Source organism: Corallococcus sp. AB030, from assembly GCF_003668965.1.
In the GTDB taxonomy this organism is placed as follows: Bacteria; Myxococcota; Myxococcia; order Myxococcales; family Myxococcaceae; genus Corallococcus; species Corallococcus exiguus.
The window spans coordinates 1-17,403 of the sequence record NZ_RAWQ01000128.1; the positions used below are offsets into that span (position 1 = coordinate 1).

Annotated in this window: 16 protein-coding genes; 10 read left to right on the forward strand and 6 right to left on the reverse strand. The window is 70.0% G+C overall.

The window, feature by feature from the left end:
• The first annotated feature begins 93 nt into the window (after positions 1 to 93).
• On the forward strand, positions 94 to 2,031 hold the full coding sequence (locus tag D7Y15_RS26890) for a glycoside hydrolase family 15 protein (protein ID WP_120580435.1): 1,938 nt from the start codon (positions 94 to 96) through the stop codon (positions 2,029 to 2,031).
• Positions 2,024 to 2,251 carry a hypothetical protein gene (locus D7Y15_RS44280; RefSeq protein WP_148712878.1) on the forward strand — a complete coding sequence of 76 codons (228 nt, stop codon included), beginning with the start codon at positions 2,024 to 2,026 and terminating at the stop codon, positions 2,249 to 2,251. The genes D7Y15_RS26890 and D7Y15_RS44280 overlap by 8 nt, the downstream gene beginning before the upstream one ends.
• A gap of 29 nt (positions 2,252 to 2,280) precedes the next feature.
• On the opposite strand, the gene D7Y15_RS26895 is transcribed toward D7Y15_RS44280, so the two are convergent.
• From D7Y15_RS26895 to D7Y15_RS26905, 3 genes are all read right to left on the reverse strand, one after another.
• Entirely contained in the window at positions 2,281 to 2,544 is a 264-nt protein-coding gene (locus D7Y15_RS26895; protein ID WP_120580437.1) for a hypothetical protein, read from the reverse strand.
• Between the two features lie 93 nt (positions 2,545 to 2,637).
• Entirely contained in the window at positions 2,638 to 2,898 is a 261-nt protein-coding gene (locus tag D7Y15_RS26900) for a hypothetical protein (protein ID WP_120580438.1), read from the reverse strand.
• Between the two features lie 125 nt (positions 2,899 to 3,023).
• The gene (locus D7Y15_RS26905) at positions 3,024 to 3,896 is read right to left on the reverse strand and encodes a DMT family transporter (RefSeq protein ID WP_121754358.1); all 873 of its coding nucleotides are present in this window, start codon (positions 3,894 to 3,896) and stop codon (positions 3,024 to 3,026) included.
• Between the two features lie 434 nt (positions 3,897 to 4,330).
• On the opposite strand from D7Y15_RS26905, the gene D7Y15_RS26910 reads away from it, so the two are divergent.
• The 3 genes from D7Y15_RS26910 (at position 4,331) to D7Y15_RS26920 (ending at position 8,404) form a co-directional block, all read left to right on the forward strand.
• Positions 4,331 to 6,307 carry a putative metal-binding motif-containing protein gene (locus tag D7Y15_RS26910; RefSeq protein ID WP_121754359.1) on the forward strand — a complete coding sequence of 659 codons (1,977 nt, stop codon included), beginning with the start codon at positions 4,331 to 4,333 and terminating at the stop codon, positions 6,305 to 6,307.
• 214 nt (positions 6,308 to 6,521) lie between these two features.
• On the forward strand, positions 6,522 to 7,769 hold the full coding sequence (locus tag D7Y15_RS26915) for a hypothetical protein (RefSeq protein WP_121754360.1): 1,248 nt from the start codon (positions 6,522 to 6,524) through the stop codon (positions 7,767 to 7,769).
• A 221-nt stretch (positions 7,770 to 7,990) separates the two neighbouring features.
• Positions 7,991 to 8,404, forward strand: coding sequence for a peptidase inhibitor family I36 protein (locus D7Y15_RS26920; protein WP_158629120.1), 414 nt, complete (start codon positions 7,991 to 7,993; stop codon positions 8,402 to 8,404).
• Here the strand turns inward: D7Y15_RS26920 and D7Y15_RS26925 are convergent.
• Together D7Y15_RS26925 and D7Y15_RS26930 are read right to left on the reverse strand one after the other, a co-directional pair.
• Positions 8,398 to 9,405 (reverse strand): hypothetical protein, encoded by a 1,008-nt coding sequence (locus D7Y15_RS26925; RefSeq protein ID WP_121754362.1) that lies wholly within the window; start codon positions 9,403 to 9,405, stop codon positions 8,398 to 8,400. The two genes, D7Y15_RS26920 and D7Y15_RS26925, sit on opposite strands and share 7 nt — an antisense overlap.
• A 42-nt stretch (positions 9,406 to 9,447) precedes the next feature.
• Positions 9,448 to 10,464, reverse strand: coding sequence for a hypothetical protein (locus tag D7Y15_RS26930; RefSeq protein WP_148712879.1), 1,017 nt, complete (start codon positions 10,462 to 10,464; stop codon positions 9,448 to 9,450).
• 151 nt (positions 10,465 to 10,615) lie between these two features.
• Between D7Y15_RS26930 and D7Y15_RS26935 the strand changes: the two genes are divergently transcribed.
• Positions 10,616 to 11,758, forward strand: a complete 1,143-nt coding sequence (locus D7Y15_RS26935) for a hypothetical protein (protein WP_121754364.1) — start codon at positions 10,616 to 10,618, stop codon at positions 11,756 to 11,758.
• The gene (locus tag D7Y15_RS26940) at positions 11,755 to 12,015 is read left to right on the forward strand and encodes a hypothetical protein (protein WP_120580445.1); all 261 of its coding nucleotides are present in this window, start codon (positions 11,755 to 11,757) and stop codon (positions 12,013 to 12,015) included. Before D7Y15_RS26935 ends, D7Y15_RS26940 begins: the two co-directional genes overlap by 4 nt.
• Here the strand turns inward: D7Y15_RS26940 and D7Y15_RS26945 are convergent.
• Entirely contained in the window at positions 11,973 to 12,470 is a 498-nt protein-coding gene (locus D7Y15_RS26945) for a hypothetical protein (RefSeq protein ID WP_120580446.1), read from the reverse strand. The two genes, D7Y15_RS26940 and D7Y15_RS26945, sit on opposite strands and share 43 nt — an antisense overlap.
• Before the next feature lie 314 nt (positions 12,471 to 12,784).
• On the opposite strand from D7Y15_RS26945, the gene D7Y15_RS26950 reads away from it, so the two are divergent.
• From D7Y15_RS26950 to D7Y15_RS26960, 3 genes are read left to right on the forward strand one after another with little or no spacing between them, the layout of a single operon-like run.
• Positions 12,785 to 14,800: a toxin-antitoxin system YwqK family antitoxin gene (locus tag D7Y15_RS26950; protein WP_148712880.1), complete on the forward strand. Its 2,016-nt coding sequence runs from the start codon at positions 12,785 to 12,787 to the stop codon at positions 14,798 to 14,800.
• Positions 14,797 to 16,083, forward strand: a complete 1,287-nt coding sequence (locus D7Y15_RS26955) for a pitrilysin family protein (RefSeq protein WP_120579850.1) — start codon at positions 14,797 to 14,799, stop codon at positions 16,081 to 16,083. Before D7Y15_RS26950 ends, D7Y15_RS26955 begins: the two co-directional genes overlap by 4 nt.
• Before the next feature lie 3 nt (positions 16,084 to 16,086).
• Positions 16,087 to 17,403: a pitrilysin family protein gene (locus D7Y15_RS26960; RefSeq protein ID WP_121754366.1), complete on the forward strand. Its 1,317-nt coding sequence runs from the start codon at positions 16,087 to 16,089 to the stop codon at positions 17,401 to 17,403.

The following is a 17,403-nucleotide window of genomic DNA, read 5'->3' on the forward strand; positions in this document are numbered from 1 at the left end:
CCCCTGCGTGGGTGGGTTGCCGGGTGCGGCCGTCGCGTGGGTCGCTACTTTGAGGGCGGGAGGTCGCGCTCCTGCCCCGCGACACGCCTGCTCATGGACCTCTACAGCGCCGCCAGGCGGATGGCCCGCCCCTTCCGCTTCACCAACCCGGCGTCCTACCGGGAGGTCCCCCTGGCGGGCCGCGGGGTGATTGGCGATGGATGCTCCTGCGCGCTTGTCCGGCCGGACGGCGTCATCGACTGGCTCTGCTTCCCCCGCTTCGACAGCCCGAGCGTCTTCGCCGGCATCCTCGATGACGAGAAGGGGGGCATCACCGGCATCACCCCCGTCGTGTGGCCCTTCGAGAGCCTGCAGCGCTACGACCCGGACACCAACGTCCTGGAGACGCTGTTCCGCTTCGAGCGCAAGGGGGCCATCCGCATCATCGACTACATGCCGTGGACCAACGACCCGCGCTCCAACGTCCACGAGGTGCACCGGAGCATCGAGTGCCTGGAAGGCCCGGTGGAGCTGAACATCGTCTTCGACCCGCGCTTCGGTTACGGGGCGTCGCGGACGCGGGTGGAGCGGGAGGAGCACGGCCTGGTCGCCCGCGGGTCGGGAGGGGAGCGGCTGGTCGCCGTGCTCAGCGGGGAGGCGGAGTGGCGGCCCTGCGAGGCGCTGCGCGGCTCACCCTGCCGGGGAGACACGGGCCTCCAGGCGCGCATCCGGATGAAGCCGGGCGAGCGGCGCTGGATGATTTTGTCGTGGGATTCCGACCGGCCGGAGCCGCTGGCCGCGTACCGGCCCTTCGACCACCTGCGGGATACGCGCCAGGCCTGGCGCGAGTGGGCGCAACAGCTCCACTACGAAGGGCCGTGGCGGCACCACGTGCTGCGCTCCGCGCTGGCGCTGAAGCTGCTGATGTACGGCCCCACGGGCGCGATGGTGGCCGCGCCCACCACTTCGCTCCCCGAGTGGATTGGAGGGCCTCGCAACTGGGACTACCGCTTCAGCTGGGTCCGCGACTCCGCGATGGCGGTGCGCGCCACCAACCTCCTCGGCTTCCAGAGTGAGTCGCGCGAGTTCTTCTACTTCGTGCGCGACACGTTGCAGCGCGGTGACACGCTTCAGGTGATGTACACGCTGGACGGCGCCTCCGTGCCGCCGGAGCGGGAGCTGGACCTCCTGGGCGGCTTCCAGGGCTCGCGGCCGGTGCGACTGGGGAACGACGCGAGGGACCAATTCCAGTTCGACACCGCGGGCGCGCTGCTCGACGCGGCGTACCTCTACGAGCGCTCCGGCGGGCGGCTGCCGCTGCGCACCTGGAGGCTGCTCCGTTCAGTCATCCAGGCCACCGCCCGCCGCTGGTGCGAGCCTGACCACGGCATCTGGGAGCCGCGCCGGGAGATGCGGCACAACGTCCACTCGAAGCTCATGGGGTGGCTGGCCCTGCGCCGGGGGCAGCACCTGGCACGGCTCTTCGGGGAGACGGCGCTGGAGCAGTCCAGTGCCGCCCTGGCGGACGTCATCCGGGCGGACATCCTGCGCAACGGCGTGGATCCGGCGCGCAAGCACTTCGTCGGAGTCTACGGAGGGAACGAGCCGGACGCCGCGCTGCTGCAGCTGCCCATCGTGGGCTGCTTCCGGGGGACGGATCCGTTCATCCTGAGGACGCTCGACTGGCTTCGCGCGGAGCTGGGGGCGGGCCCGTTCTTGCGCCGGTACCGGATGGATGACGGGGTAGGGGGGCCGGAGGGAGGCTTCATCCTCTGCGGCTTCTGGCTGGCGGAGGCGCTGGTGCTGGCCAATCGCATCCAAGAGGCCGAGGCCGTCTTCGTCGCGCACGCGGAGGCGTCGAACCACCTGGGACTGCTGGCGGAGGAGATCCACCCGCTGACGCGCGAGCAGTTGGGGAACTTCCCACAGGCCTTCAGCCACCTGGGCCTCATCAGCGCCGCCGCGCGCATCGACCGAGCGCTCAGGCTCCGTGACGAAGGGCAGTCAGAGCCCCCTCACCTCCTGGAGCCCGAGCCGCCGCCCATTGAGTGACCCGGTTCTTCCTCGATACCAGACCGGTTCGGGTCCCACCGCGTATGGCGAATCCCGCTCCGGCGTGGCGCGCCGGGTCCTCCAGTCCCGCGAGCGGCTGCTCAAGCTCCTGCGCGCGGAGCTGGCCGGACGGCTGAAGCCAGACGCCGCCGCGCTGGACAGCCTGCTGGGGTTGGTGAACAGCCAGCTCGACTTGAGCCTGAACCGGCTGCTGGAGTGAGCCCGGCTCGCGCCACGGGCGGCGCTACCTCAGTCGTTGACCCAGCAGAACCACTTGTTGAAGGGGACATCCTGGCAGTAGCACTCCCCCGGAGCGCCATTGGACCACTGACAGAAGTTCGACGTGTCATAGACACAGGGGCGGGTCTGGAGCGTCTCACAGCTGTCGGCAAGCGCCGCGGAGTCCTGACCGAGCGACTCTCCGCTCTCGGTGCCCTCCGTCACTTCCGTGCCACCACAGCCCATTCCAAAGACAGAGACGACAGCGGCCATCGCGAGCCCACGAAGAAACATGATGCCACTCCCTTTCGCTGATGAATTGTGGATGCAGGCGACGCGCCGCCTCTGACAGGGCATTCCCGGCCAGAGGCGGTTGCCGCGGGAACTTCAGTTGCTCAAGCAGACCCACTTGTTGAAGGGGATCTCCTGGCAGAAGCACTCGCCGAAGGTGCCATTGGCCCACTGACAGCCCGTCTCCGCCCCCGGATTACAGCGGCGGGTCTGGAGCGTCTCACAGCTGTTGGCGAGCTCGGCGGAAACCTGACCGGCCTGCATATCGCTCTCGGCACCGTCCGTTACTTCCGCGCCACCACAGCCCATTCCGAAGATGGAGACGACGGCGAACATCGCGAATCCACGAAGCAACATGTGACGCTCCTTTTCGCTGGTGAGGTGCTGATGCAACAGCGGACAAAAGGGTTGGTCAAGGTTTACATGGAAAGCCGCGATGGCACTGAAAAGCTACGCAAGGAGCGGTCTCCGCGGAGTGCCCGTCAGTGTTTGGCTGCGATAGGACGCTGCTTCGCACGCAGGCTCAGCAGAACGCCCGCGAGCAGCGCGGTGCCACCCAGGAGCAGCCGCTGGGTGAGGGGCTCTCCGAGCAGCAGCACCGCGCCCACTGCCGCGATGACCGGGACGCACAGTTGCACCACCGCTGCGCGCGCGCTGCTCAGGTGGGGCAGCGCTGCGTACCAGAGGCTGTAGCCCACGCCCGAGGCGAGCGCGCCTGACGTGACCGCGAGCAGCAGCCCCTTCGGCGACGGGGGTGGGGCCGCGTCCAGAGCGCGGGCGAGCAGCACGAGCGCCAGGGCCAGCGGTACGCCGCGCACGAAGTTGCCGGCCGTTGCCGCGAGAGGGTCCGTGCTCCCTCGCCCCCGCAGGCTGTAGATGCCCCACGCCACGCCCGCCGCGGCCATGAGCCCCGCGCCGAGCGCATCCGGCGCGCTCGCTCCAGGAAGCGTGAGCCCCGCGAGCCCTGCGAGTGCCACCGCGAGCCCCGCCCACTCGAGCGCGCGCGGCCGCTCACCGCGCGCGAGCCCCGCCGCGAGCATGGTGAGCTGCACGCAGCCGAAGAGCAGCAGGGCGCCCACGCCCGCCCCGATACGCACGTACGCGAAGCTGAAGCCGGCCGCATACACGAAGAGCGCGAGCGCAGAGGCCCAGCTCCCGTGCTCCGTCGCCTTGCCGCCGCCCCGTCGGAGCCGCAGCAGCACCGCGAGCACCAGCGCTCCCGACGCAAGCCGCACCAGCGTGAACGAACCCGCGTCGATGCTGCGCGCCGCGCCACCCGAGAGGGCAGCGCGGCACAGCAGCGAGTTCGCGGCGAAGCCCAGGAGGGCAAGCAGGGTGAGGAGGGGAGTGCTCACGCGGCATCGGACATAGCGGGCCGCGTGACGCGCGTCATGTCCCCCGGGCATCACGTCCTGGCTGAAGTGTTTCTGTCAACCCACGCTGCCCTCCTGCACGTTCGTCACCCGCGCTTCGCCTCGGCCCCGGTGGGACTCACGAGGGAGTACGCCGCCATGCCGAAGTGCAGCGGCGGCAGGCCCCCCACTCACGCGCGAGCCGCTGCTTGCCTGCACCCTTCCTCGGCCCTGCGAGCACCCGGCGCGCCTCGACTTCGTGGGTGACGGGAAGATGGCGCCCGTCGGCAGTGAAGGGCATGCCGCCGCCGGGCAGGGTGGAAACATCTTGTGGCGGCGGGCTTGAAGCACTCCTCCGCACGTTGGGGTGCGTGTAGGTGTGTTTTCTCTGCGATGCGTCTTGCCCGAGTCAGGGGGGCGCCCGAAAATGCCGCCCCATGCGTTTAATCCTGATGGCAGTGCTGTGTGCCTCCGTGTTGGCGGGGTGCAAGAAGGACGACTCGAAGGCCGGAGCGCTGAACGTCACCCTCGCCTACAGCGGCTTCGCGCGCGGATGCGTCACGGTGACCGCCACGGACGTGGACAACGCGGCGAACACGAACAGCCTCAACGTGGCGATCCCCGGCAATACGCCGGGCAGCGTGTCGGTGGCGGTGTACCGGAAGAAGGACTGGGGCCGCGTGCTGAGCGTGACGACGCAGCTTCATGAGGTCGACTGTTCGACCCCTGCGTTGGGCGACCCGCAGGAGAAGAAGGCGGAGGTCCCCGTGGAAGGCTCGCTGGACGTGGCCTTCGTCGTGCGGGCCAACGATGCGGATGGGGACGGATACTTCAGCAGCGACGATGCTGAAGGCGTCGTCACAGGCTCGGACTGCAAGGATGGGGACCCTAACGTGAAGCCCGGGGTCACGGAGATGTGCAATGGAACGGATGACAACTGCTCCGGCGATGAGTCGGACGCGATCGACCTGAAGACCTGGTTCAAGGATGAGGATGGGGACGGCTTCGGAAGCACCCCGGTGGAGGCCTGTATCCAGCCGCCTAGGACCGTGACGGTTAGCGGCGACTGCAACGACAACGACGCGCAGGTCCGGCCGAATCGGGAGGAGTTCCTCTGCGATGGCAAGGATGACAACTGCAATGGCATGAACGACGAGGATTTCGACGTCGGCATTGAGTGCAAGGATGATCTCAAGTGCGACGGCAAGTTCGCGTGTTCCGGCCTGAGCCAGTCGGCATGTAAGCGGCTCGATGGGGTCAATCCGGTGGTCTGGTACGTGGACGGCGATAATGATGGCTTCAAGGGCCAGGCCGCGGGGATGGGCTGTGAGTCGCCCGTGGACGGTGGTGTTTCTCAATCCGAGGATTGCGATGAGAGTTCTGTCTACGTCCGGGATGGAGGGGCGGAGGACTGCGACCGGCTGGACAACAATTGCTCCGGTGTCGTGGACGAGGGGTGTGCCCCGCTCACCTGGGCGACGGACGCGGGAGTTGTCGGACCTCCGGATGTTCTGAGGTCCATTGCCCTTTACGACCAGGGGCAGAAGGCATGGATCGCGGGCCCGAACAGGCTCGCTCATCTGGACAGTGCGAGCCCTGGCATTAAGGAATTCACGGATGGTTCTTGTCGGAAGTCCTGGAATGCGGCCTGGGCCGCCCAGGATGGTCGAGTCTTCGTTGTCGGAGAGGACGGGTGGCTGTCGACTCGGAAGCTCGTCGAAGAGAATGAAAAGTGTTTCACGCCTCAGGTGACGACCGACAAGAACGAAACGGACTTCAATGGCGTCTTTGGGATTGATGACGCGCTCGGTGCCACGGTCTTCGCGGTCGCGAGCAACGGAAAGATCTACCGCTGGGCTCCGCCCTATATTAACGGAAGCGACCTGGTTGAGATCGCGCAGGTCCCCGCGAACCTCCGTGCGATTGGGGGCTTGAAGTCAGTGGATTCGCTCCTGGCGGTAGGCAATGCGAACGCGGACCTCAAGGCACATGCCTATCGTGCCAACTCGACAGGCGCCGCATGGGCAGCTGAATCTCTGGATGCTCCGGATACAGGCTTCGTGCGCGCGGTGCATGTCCTGAACGGTCATTACGCATACGCAGCGGGCGACAAGGGGCGGGTCTACGAGTGGACCGACGGAGCAGGCTGGCATTCCCTGCAACAGCTCCCGATTCCCAACGGTGGGACGGCTGTCCCTGATATCCTGGACGTGCTCTCCTTCAGCAAGAATGGCATTTACGCGGTGACGACCGCGAATACGATTGCGTTCTTCAATGGCAGCACCTGGAGCACCGAGCACACCGCAGCGCAGACATTGAGGTCGCTGGACGGACCCAGGCCTACCCGGTTTGCCGCGGCGGGCGACGGCAGCACGATTGTGAACTTCACGGCTCCCGAGCCGACGCCTCCCTGAGCCATCCGAAACCGGCTGGAATCGCGCGCCGACTCCATCGGCGCGCTTTTCCCCGGGGCCCATGGTACTGGGACGCTCCAGCACTGGCAGGTCGACGCTCTTGTCCCAACCCTCGGTTCGCTCCTCATCACCGGCTCAGGTCTCATCGCGGGACGCCGCCCCACCGACGGCGGCGTGGCGGGACACGGTCCTTCGCCTCGGCGTCGTCCTTTGGGTGGTCGTGCTGTACGCGGCCTTCCAGCCGGGGCTGATGTCGGTCGACACCATCGACCAGTACGCGCAGGGCCTCCGCGGCGTCTTCGATGACGTCCACCCGCCCCTGGGCTCGTTGCTGCTGGGCCTCAGCGGGAGGCTGGTGGGCTCTCCGTGGCTGATCCTCGTGGGCCAGCTCCTCCTGCTGGCGGGGAGCATGGCGCTGCTGGTGCGTTCACCCGATGGGCGCTTGCAACGCAGGGGCTTGTTCATCCTCGGGGCCTTCCTGGTCGTGCCGACCGTCTGGGCGCTCGCGGTCACCCTCTGGAAGGACGTGATGGCCGCCGCGGTGCTGCTCGGCGCGGTGGCCGCGCTCAAGTGCCGCCGTCCTCTCCTGGCGCTGGTGCTGCTGATGGCGGGCACGGCGTTCCGTCACAACGCGCTCGTCGCGGCCCTGCCCCTGGCCATTCCCGTGATGTTCCAGCTGTCGCGCCCGAGGTGGCGCTGGCCGCTGCGGGCCCTGGTGCTCGCGGGCCTCGTGGCCGGACTTGTCTTCACTCCGTCCCTGATCAACCGCGCGTTGGGCGCCAGCAAGGCCTGGGCCGCGGGCCAGCTCTTTGTCTTCGACCTCGCGGGCATCTACGTCACGCACCCTGAGCTGTTCCCGGGCTCCACCCTGGAGCAGGACACCTCCGCCCCGGAGCTGGCGCGCAGCTACTCGCCCTTCCACGTCGGGTTCCTCCTGGCGGGTGCTCCGGATGCGCGGCCCGTCCGCCTGGAAAGCCTTCCCGGCCGGCGCGACGTGCTGGTGCGCGAATGGACCCGCGTCGTCCGAGCGCAGCCCGTCGCGTACGCGCACCACCGCTGGGAGACCTTCCGGCGCCTCATCGGCGCATTCGACGGGCCGGTGTTCTTCCCCTTCCAGGCACGCATCGATCCCAACCCCTGGGGCTTCCAGCTGCCGGATCAGGGCTTGCTGCACCGGTGGCTGCGGAGGGGCGCGGACCTCGTGAGCAACTCCCCGCTGTTCCGGGGCTGGGTCTGGCTGGGAGCGCTCACCGCGCTGGCCCTGCTCTCGCTCTTCGACGTGAGACGCCGGCCGCTCGCGTTCTTCACCGCGCTGTCGGGCCTGGGCTACGGACTGAGCTACCTGGTCATCAGCATCGGCTGTGACTTCCGCTTCCTCTACTGGTCGGTCATCGCCACCTTCGCCGCGCTCGCCCTGCGGGTGACCGGGGAAGCTCCCGCGCCCCAGACACCGTCCAAGTAGGTCCGGTCCGAAGGCTGCCGCCTTCGCACGCCAGGGGTAGAGCGGTCGGCTCTCATCCGGCTGGACGCAGGTTCGAGCCCTGTCCCTGGAGCGCTTCTTCCTCCTTGCGTTCACTACACAATGAACGTGATGTTTTTCCGGATTTACACGTCTGATGGTTCAATGCCATGCCCTACCCTCGCGGGGCAGTGCACGTTCATCCGGGCAAGGGAGCCATTGAAATGAATTGGCAGGCATTCCGGCGGCAGAATGACGGCGTCAAGCGTTCCACCCTTTGGGGCCTGGGGGCCGCGGTGACGCTCGCGCTCTCCGCGGCGGCCGTGCTGGCGCCCGCGGACGCGGCGGCCGAGGAAGACAATCCGTGTCCCTTCTCCGGTGTCCTCTGCCTGTTCGACGGGCCTGACTTCACCGGTGCGGTGTGGAACGTCATGGCCTGGCCGCCTGGCGGCGCGGGGGCCTGTGTGAACCTCCCCGAGCACGGCTGGGAGGACCGGGCCGTTTCCGCCATCAACAACGGCCCCTACACCGCGTCGCTGTTCCTCAATGAGGACTGCGTTGGCGGCCCCCATCCCATTGGCCCCGGCGAGTGGGTCAGCCCCCTGACCTTCGCGCCCAAGAGCGTCTGGGTCTACTGAGCACCGGCCTTGCGGCCGCGCCAGAGCCGCAGCGTGGCGAGGAGGCCCAGCACCGTCAGGCCTCCTCCCGCCTGGGTGCAGCCGCTCTTGGATGGGTTCTTGATGGGCTCCTCGTCCTCGGGGTCTTCGACCACGTCGGTGCCCCCGTCGGCGCAGCCACCGGACATGCAGGGCGTGGCGCAGCGGAGCTCGAAGTCCACGCTCAGCGGCGGCAGTGTGATGTCCGCGTGCTCCAGCGTTCCCCGCAGCGTGGCCCGATGGCTTCCGGGAGTGAGGCCCAGGCCGGGCGGCGGCGGGTTGTACGTCGTGCAGACCGTGTAGAGGAACAGCGGCTGCCGGTTGTATTCGTACTTGTGGCTGTCCGGGTTGTCCTCGCCCGTCGAGGTCAATCCGTGGTGATTGGCGAACGACCAGGGCTGCCCGTCCACCTCCACCGCCCAGTGCACCCAGGGCAGGAACGGCACCAGCTCCGGTGATGGGGTGAAGCGCAGCGTGGTGGCGTCGCCTTCCTGCGGGCTTCCGCAGTTCGAGTCCCCGAACACCGGGAACGCCCCCCGGCTCGGCGTGTCCACGCTCAGCGTGCCCAGGGTCGTGGGCAGGGGCAGCTCCGGGCCCGCGGTGAAGGTCGCGGACTGCGTCTGCGTCTCCTGGTACTGGCAGAGGCCCTTCGCCTCGATGCGGTACTGCGTGCCCGGCACGAGCGGCGCCTTCGGGACCACGACGTGCGTCCTACGGCCGCCATTCGCCAGCGTGAAAGGCACCGGCGTGCCATCCGACTGGAGCAGCCGGAGGGTGGAGACGTTCGTGTTCTCCAGGAGCGGCGGTACCACCACGAGCCCGGGGACGTTCGCGGGAACCGCTCCGCCGTCCTCGGGGAGCGGGAAGCGGACATCCACCATGCAGTTGGGCGCGACGCATGCCTCCGCGGAACGCGGCGCGAGCGCCCCCAGCCCCAGGAGGAACATCCCCACCGCGCCCCATGTCCAGGTGTATCCGTGCATTTGCTCCATGAGACACCGGAGCCCGGGAACGTGGGACATGCCTCAGGGACGATTCGTGCGCGGCCCGCGTCGCCAGAGCCGGAGCGTGGCCAGGAGCCCGAACGCCGCGAGGCCTCCGCCCGCCTGGGAGCATCCCTTGGCCTTCGGCGTGAGGTTGTCATCCGGGTCGGTGCCGGCGTCGGGGATGGGCTCGGTGTAGCCGCCGTCGGAGCCAAGGTGAGGACAGTTCACCTCGAAGGAGGTCTCCAGCGCGGGCAGCGCCGTCCCCGACTGCTCGAGCACCGGACGCAGCGTGGCCGTATGTACTCCGGGCACGATGCCCTCGGCCGAGGGCGGCATCCCGGGGGACTCGTAGCCACAGAGCGTGTAGACGGTCAGCAGGTCCCGCATCGTCCTGAATCCATCCGCGGGGATGACACCGCCGCTGGAGTCCACCGCGCCGTGCGGGGCCGTGGCCCACGTCTGTCCATCCACCTCCAGCGTCCAGCGCACCCACGGCAGGAAGGGCACCAGTTCGGGGGCGGGGGTGAACTCCAGCGTCACCCAGCCGCCGATGTAGCCCGACGCGCACGACGCGCTGCCGTCCCAGACCTTGATCTGCCCAAGCTGTCCGTCTCCCGCCTGCAGCACGCCGGCCGTCGTGGGCAGCGCGGCCTCCGGGCCCGCGGTGAAGTCCGCCATCGCGACGAACGGATGCCCACCGCCGCCGCCACTGCAAGGGACGGTCCCCTCCAGGTGGTAGCGCGTTCCGGCAACGAGCGGGGCGGTTGGGGCGAGGACGCCGCTGTTTCCGGGGCCCTTGATGAGACGTGCCTCCACATCCACGCCTGCCTCCGTTCGCAAGCGCAGGCTCTGCTCCTCTACCCACTCATAGGCGGGAGGCACCACCACCAGGGCGGGCACGTTCGCCGGGACAACCGCGTCCGGGGGCAGGGGAACGCGGCTGTCCTCCACGGTGCACAGGGGGCGTCCGCACGCCTCCGCTGAAGGGGGCTTCAGCAGGCCAAAGCCTCCCAGGAACACTCCAATCGTCAGTGCCGTCCAGCCAGGTGTCTTCATGGCCCTTGAGACACGCGGGCCCGGCGGATTGGGACATGACGTTCCCTGGATGTGCCGGTTCAGGCAGGACCGCGACCGTTCAGCGAGCGGGGCCGACCGTCCGGCCCGCGGGTCCAGGATGCGGCCCTGTCCTCGGCCCATACTGCCGGGCATGCGACGCAAACTCATGCTGCTGGTGCTGGCCGTGGCGGTGTGGCTGCCGGCGCTCCACCTCCTGTTCCGGCCCCGCGACCGGGAAGCGCTGACAGCGGCGCTGGCCCTTCGCCAACGCACGTTCTCGCTCCAGGAATCGAGCGCGGAGCGCGACGTGCTCCACCGCACGAACCCGGAGTGGGACCTGATGGTGCGCACCTTCTCCGTGCTGTCGTTCGCGAACCTCGCGCTGTCGGAGCCCGCGCGAAAGGCGGAGCACCTGGCCGTGGTGGACGTGCTCATCGCCCGGACGCTGCGAGACGAACGGCGGGCGAATGAGGCCTTCTTCCTGCCCTACGTGCACGCGGGCCCCTTCAAGGACCCGGCCGGGCGCAGCCTCTTCGTGGACGGTGAGCTGGCATTGATGCTCGCCGCGCGCCAGATGGTGGAGAAGCGCGCGGATTACGCGCCGCTCTTGCGCGAGCGCGTGGACCTCATTGCCGGACAGCTGGAGCGCGCGCCGGTGCTCGCGGCGGAGAGCTACCCGGACGAGGGCTGGACCTTCTGCAACACGTTGGCGCTCGCGGCGCTGCGCCTGTCGGACAGGGTGGACGGGCGGGACCATGGCGCGCTCCTGCGCCGGTGGGTGGCCTCCGCGCGGAAGAACCTGTCCGACAGTCGGACAGGGTTGCTCGTGTCCAGCTTCACCTACGACGGCGTGACGAAGGACGGGCCGGAGGGCTCCACGCTGTGGCTCGCCGCGCACATGCTCCAGGTGGTGGACGCGGACTTCGCGAGCGACCAATACCAGCGGGCCCGCGCCGCGCTCCTGGGGCAGGCGTTGGGCTTCGCGTGGGCGGGGGAGTGGCCAGCGGAGGAGGCCGCGGTGCAGGACATCGACTCCGGGCCCACGATTCCGTGGGTGAACGCGAACGCGGGCTCCAGCGGGCTGGCGCTCGTGGGCGCGGCGGCGTTCGACGACGAAGAGGCGCTGGATGGGCTGCTCACCAGCCTCCACTTCGCGGCGTTCCCGGTGCACGACGACACCGGCTTGCGCTTCGCGGCGGGCAATCCGCTCGCGGACGCGGTGCTGCTGTACGCGCTCGTCGAAGGACCCCTCTGGCGCCTCGCGCGGGCGCCGCACCTGGAGGCGCACCGATGATGCGACACCCGTTCGTCATGGCCGCGCTGGGCATCGGCGCGCTCTTCCTGTCGCTGCACCTGGGCGGAGGTCGCGAGTCCGTGGGCGTGTTGTCCGGGACCGTCGTGGGCGGCCCGTGGAGCATGGGCTTTGGAGTCCTCTACGCGCTGGCCTGGTTCGGCATGGTGCTGGTGGCGCCGGTGCTGCTGCTGGCGGGGCTGGTGGACGCCGCGCTTCAGAGCAGCTCGAAGGTGAGCGTCACGTCACAGCGGGAATAGGAGTCCTTCGCCCGGCTCATCTCCAGCGAGATGCGCAGCCCCTCGTCGTTGGTGGCCAGCACACTCCGGCGCTGTGAATAGGTGTCCCACGAGTCCAGCCGGGAGTCCCGCCAGCTCCAGCCCGGGTAGCACGTGTTCATCAGATAGCTGGAGAGCAGGTGGAAGCGGTCCTGCGCCGGCGAGCACTCCAGGTTCGTCTGGACGCAGTACACGTAATCCCCCAGGACCCGTGTCTGGTAGACGGAGCAGCGCAGGTCCTGGATGTTCTTCGTGGACTCCCAGATGGAGAGCTCCTCCGTGTTGCCCCGCTGGGCCTGCCCCCGGAGCGGCTTGAAGCCCTTGCCCACCGTGCGCACCACCGCCTTCACGTCCTGGCAGAAGGCCTGCTTGTCCGGCAGCACGTTCCCGGACCCCGCACTCGTGGAGTCCCCCACCTTCACGCTGGAACCGGGCAATGCCTTCCAATGGGACGCACGTGAACCATTTCGTCCCTGGGCATGGGCCCCTGTCGCCGACATGAGGCAAATGCCACCCAGGACCCACGGCCGAACGTTGCTGAGCAATGACATGGATTTTCCCTGGAATCAAAGACAGGCCTGAAAGACATCAGGGCGCGGGCTCCCATGACCCGTCCCCCTCCGAGTGCGGACGTATAGGCAAGGCGGGTTGTCCGGGTCAATCCCTGCCCTGAGGGCGCGTTTCGCGGAGAGGGTTTTCCGTGTGACGACGGGATGTGATTAGACTGCGCGCCGTCTCATCCCGAGGGGAAATGTCTTCACAAGTCAATGAGGGGGAAGCGGTCGGAGGGGCCGGCGGAAGGAATGCGCGCAACGCCGCGAGGCTGGCCCTGCTGTTCATGGGCGTGTTCGGGATGGCGCGGCTCGGGCAACTGGCTTCGCCGGAGGCGATGCCCCGGTTCCTGGAGGCCTGGCTGCTGGGGCCGTGGCTGTGGAGCGTGCCGCCCCGGCCCTGGGCGCTCGCGGTGTCGCTGGTGCCCTGGATTGCGTGGGCCCTGTTCCTGGCGGTGGCGGTGCACGGCCTTCGGGGGCGCGGCGCCCTTCCCCCGGCCCGGCTCGCGTCGGTGGCGGCGGGGCTGGTGGCGGGCCTGCTGCTGGTGGGGTTGCCCCGGCTCGCGTGGGTCCTGGCCGCGCTGCCGCAAGCCCGCGCTCGGATGCTGAAGGCCTGTGCCTCCGGCATCGTGCTGCTTCAGGGTTGTGTGCCGTTGCTGCTCACCCAGGAGTTCCTCACGCGCTCGCCCCGCTGGGGCCTGGCCGTGCTCTGCGCGGACGCGGTGCTCCTGGGCTTGCAACTGGGCTTCCTGCGTGCCGTGTGGTGGACGTGGCGCGACGTGGAGGCAGCTGGCGCGGAGGCGGCGCCTGTCGTGGCCGCTCCGGCACCGGAGGCCGCGCGGCAGGAGGCGGGCTACGACTGCCCGGACTGTCCGGCGGCGACCCCGCTGTGGCGGAGCGAGGGGCGGCTGGGGTCCCACTGCGATGGCTGCGGCGGAGACCTGCTGACCGCCCGTGAGCAGGACCAGGTCTTCACCGAGCGCGGCCTGCGCACGGAGTCGCTGCGCCGGCTGCTGGAGGAGCCCGGGGGCCGGCCGGCGAGGTGCGCCTCCTGCGGGGGCGCGTGCGCGACGGTGGTGTTCCAGGGCGTCGCGGTGGTGCCGTGCGCTTCCTGCGGGACGCTGTGGATGCGCGAGGGCGTCCTCCACCAGTTGAGCCAGGGACAGCATGGCCTGCCCCGGGTCTCCCGGGCCGCGCCGCCGAGCCCCGCGGCCCCGCTGCCGTCCTCCTGGTCCGGGGCGGGAGCGCTGGCGCTGCTGGGGATCGCCGCGGGCTTGTTCGTGGCGCCGCGCTGGAACCTGGACGCCTGCCCCTCCGGGACCACCTTGTGGCGCGCGTCCTCGCCAGCGGGGCACGCGCTGTCCCGCTGCGTGACGGCGCTGGACACGCCGGAGGGGCCCTCGTGGCTGCGGACCGCGCGGGGACAGTTGCTCTTCCGGGAGGCGTTCGTGAAGGGGCTGCGCCACGGGCCCTGGTCCCGCTGGGACCGGGAGGGACGGCTGCTCGCGGACGGTGAATACGCGAAGGGGCTGCCAGTGGGCGAATGGCGCATCCACGACGAGGCCGCACCGGATGCGGTGGTGGCCCGCGCCCACTTCGCCAAGGGGCAGCTGGAGGGCGTGGTGGAGGACCTGGCTCCGGACGGGCGCGTGCTGGAGCTCAGGACGTACTCGGCCGGCAAGCTCCACGGCCCCTACACCCACTTCTTCGCGGGCGGCATCACGCACGTGGAGGGCCTCTACGCGCGCGGCCTGCGGGACGGGGAGTGGAGCACCTACGACGCCCGGGGCAACCGCCTGGAGCTGTCCTGGTGGCTGGCGGGACGGCCTTCGCGGGTGCACGGCGGCGCGCGGGCCCTGGCCCAGAAGGACGCGCGGCCGGAGGACGAGGAGGAGCGGGAGGCGCGCTGGGAGTCCGCGGCGGACATGGTGAGGGTGAAGCGGGCGCTGGCGGCCCAGGGGTCTTCCTCGCCCGTGGTGGAGGAGGCGCTGTACGGCGGACATCCGCTGGAGTGGTGGGGCCAGCGGCTGAGGCTCGCCTGGCCCCGGCGCGACACGGCGGACGGCGCCGCGCGCTACGCGCTCACCGTGCGGCGGGCGGGGCTCAACGGCCTGCGGGTGGAGGAGTCGGTGGCGGGCCCCAGCGTGAAGGTGGGGACGGCCGTGGCGGTCCCCGCGACGGGCACCGGTGCGCAGGCAAGCCAGGAGGCACCATGAAGGCGTGGGTCTGGGGAGGGCTGCTGCTCTGGGCCTGGAGCGCGGCGTCGGCCGCGCCCTTCGAGGTTCAACGCTCGCGGGAGTCGCCGGAGCACGCGCGCCTGGTGCTCGCGCCACGGGCCGGGGCGGAGCGCGCCACGCTGCACGTGGTCTTCACCGTGGGGCGCTTCGACGAGGGAGGCCAGGCGGGGCTCACGCGGGTGTCCCAGCACGTCATGCTGGAGGCCAACCGGCGCGGGCGCTACGAGGACCTGGTGCGCGAGCTGTTCGGCGCGAACGCGACCCTGACGCTGTCGACAGGGCTGCGCCAGAGCAGCTTCACGCTGAGCGCCCCCCGGCAGGACTTCGATGCGCTCGCGGAGCGCTTGCTGACGCAGGTGCTCTCGCCCCAGGTGGATGACGCGCGGCTGGAGGCCGCGCTGGAGCGCGCCGGGCAGGACCCGTCGCTCACCTTCGCGGACGACTTCCTGGAGTCGGTGCTGGCCCTGGTGCTCTCCACGGAGCCGCGCTTCAGGGCCCCCGCGCCGCCGAACGCGCAGTCGGTGCAGTCCTTCTCCGACCGCGACATCTCCGCCTACCTCTCCGGGCCGTTGAGCCCTCGCAACGCGGTGGTCATCGCCGCCGGGGACTTCGACGTGGAGGCGCTGAAGCGCACCGTGGCCCGTTACAAGGGCGGGACGCCGTCGGCGGTGACGCGGCTGTCTCCCCAGCTTCCGGTGACGCTCAAGCTTCCGGCGGTGAGCGACATCAACGTGCTGGCCTATCCCATTGAATTGAAGGACGCGCGGCAGGCCGCGGCGGCGCGGGTGGTGGGCGTGCTCCTGGGACAGCGGCTGGAGCAGCGCTTCCGCCGCCTGGGCGTGGGCTACGCGCAGGACGCATCCGTGGTGCTGACGCCGTGGATGGATCAGCTGGTGCTGACGCTGCCCGCGCGGGACCCGTCCGCGCTGGACCTGGGGCCCTTCATGCTGGAGGAGGTGGGGGCGGTGCGCGAGGGGCGCGTGAGCGCGGAGGAGTTCGCGCAGGCCCGGGCCCAGGTGCTCGCGCGGCTGCGGACGGACGACCGGAGTCCCACGGAGGTGGGGCTCGCGCTCGCGGCGAGCGTGCACGCGCCGGCCTGGTACGCGCCGGAGCTGGAGGCCGCGCTGACGTCGCTCACGCCGGAGTCCCTCACCCAGTCCGTGCAGGGCTGGTTGGGAGAGGACCGCCGCGTCCATCTGCTGTTCACCCCCAGCGTCGTTCCGCTCCGCTCCACGGCGGGCGCACGGATGCGGCGGAGATAACCCATGCATCGCCCTTTCTCCTGGAGGCCCGCGCTGCTCGGGCTGGTGCTGCTCGCCGCGTCCCCGGCGGGCGCGGCTTCACGCAAGCAGACCGCGTCCCCGCCCGCCGCCGCCGCGCCGGCCATCACCTCAGAGACGCTGTTGGATGGGACGGAGCTGCTGCTGGTGCCCCAGCCCGCGTCGGACACCGCGTCGCTGCGCGTGGTGGTGCGCTCCGGCGCCTCGCATGATCCGCCGGGCAAGGAGGGCCTGGCGCACCTGGTGGAGCACCTGGTGTTCCACGGCAGCCATGACCTGGCGGGCCCGGAGCTGCGCGCGCGCGTGGAGGCGGCCGGCGGCGTGCTGAATGCCCACACCCTGTCGAACGCCACCGTGTACATGCTGGATGCTCCCGCGAGCGCGTTCGTCCCGTTGGCCCGGGACATGCTGCGCATGGTGACCAGTCCCATGCTCCCCGGCGGCAAGCGGCTGGAGCGCGAGCTGGGCATCATCCAGACGGAGAGCACGTACCACTTCAAGGACTCGCTGCTGAGCAGCCAGATTGAAGGGGCCCTCTTCTCCAGCGTGTCCGCCGCCTACGCGCTCATCGGTTCGCGGGACTCGCGCGGCCGCATCACGCGCGAGGACGTGCTGAAGTTCTACGCTTCGGAGTACCTCACCTCCAACGTCTCGCTTGTCTTCACGGGCGCCGTGGGCGGAGACGACGCGCGCCGCCTGGTGGACGAGGGCTACCGGCTGGCGCCGGCCCTGGCGGAGGAGCAGGTGGCGCCCGCGCTGGAGGAGGCCCTCTTCCCGGTGGAGCAGGAGACACGGGCGGACAACACCTTCGTGACGCTGGGCTATGCGCTCCCCAAGGAGGCGAGGGCGACGTGCCGAGCGGTGGCGGCGCTGCTCGAGCTGCGGCTGCTGCTCGCGGTGCACGTCAAGGAGCCCATCGTCTCCGGCGTGGACGTGCGGTGCCTCACGCTGCGCGGCAACGACCTGCTCCTGGCGTTCGCGTACACGCGCTCCCTGGACGGCTCCCTCCTGCCGTCGCGGATGCAGGAGACCTTCGAGTCGTTGGCGAAGCGTCCGCCCTCCGCCGTCGAGCAGAAGCTGCTGGCCCAGCGGGGACGGCGCGAGGTGGACGGGCTGTCGAGCGCGGGCCCGGCGTTGGCGGATGCCCTGGCGGCGGAGGCCTCGGAGCCGCGCCGGGAGGGCGGCACGGACCTGGGCTTCCTCCAGCCGCCGCCTCCGCTCACGCCCGCGGGAATCAAGGACTTCGTTCGCCGGTACTTCGTGGAGGAGCGCTCCGTGCGCATCGTGAGCACGCCGCTCTGA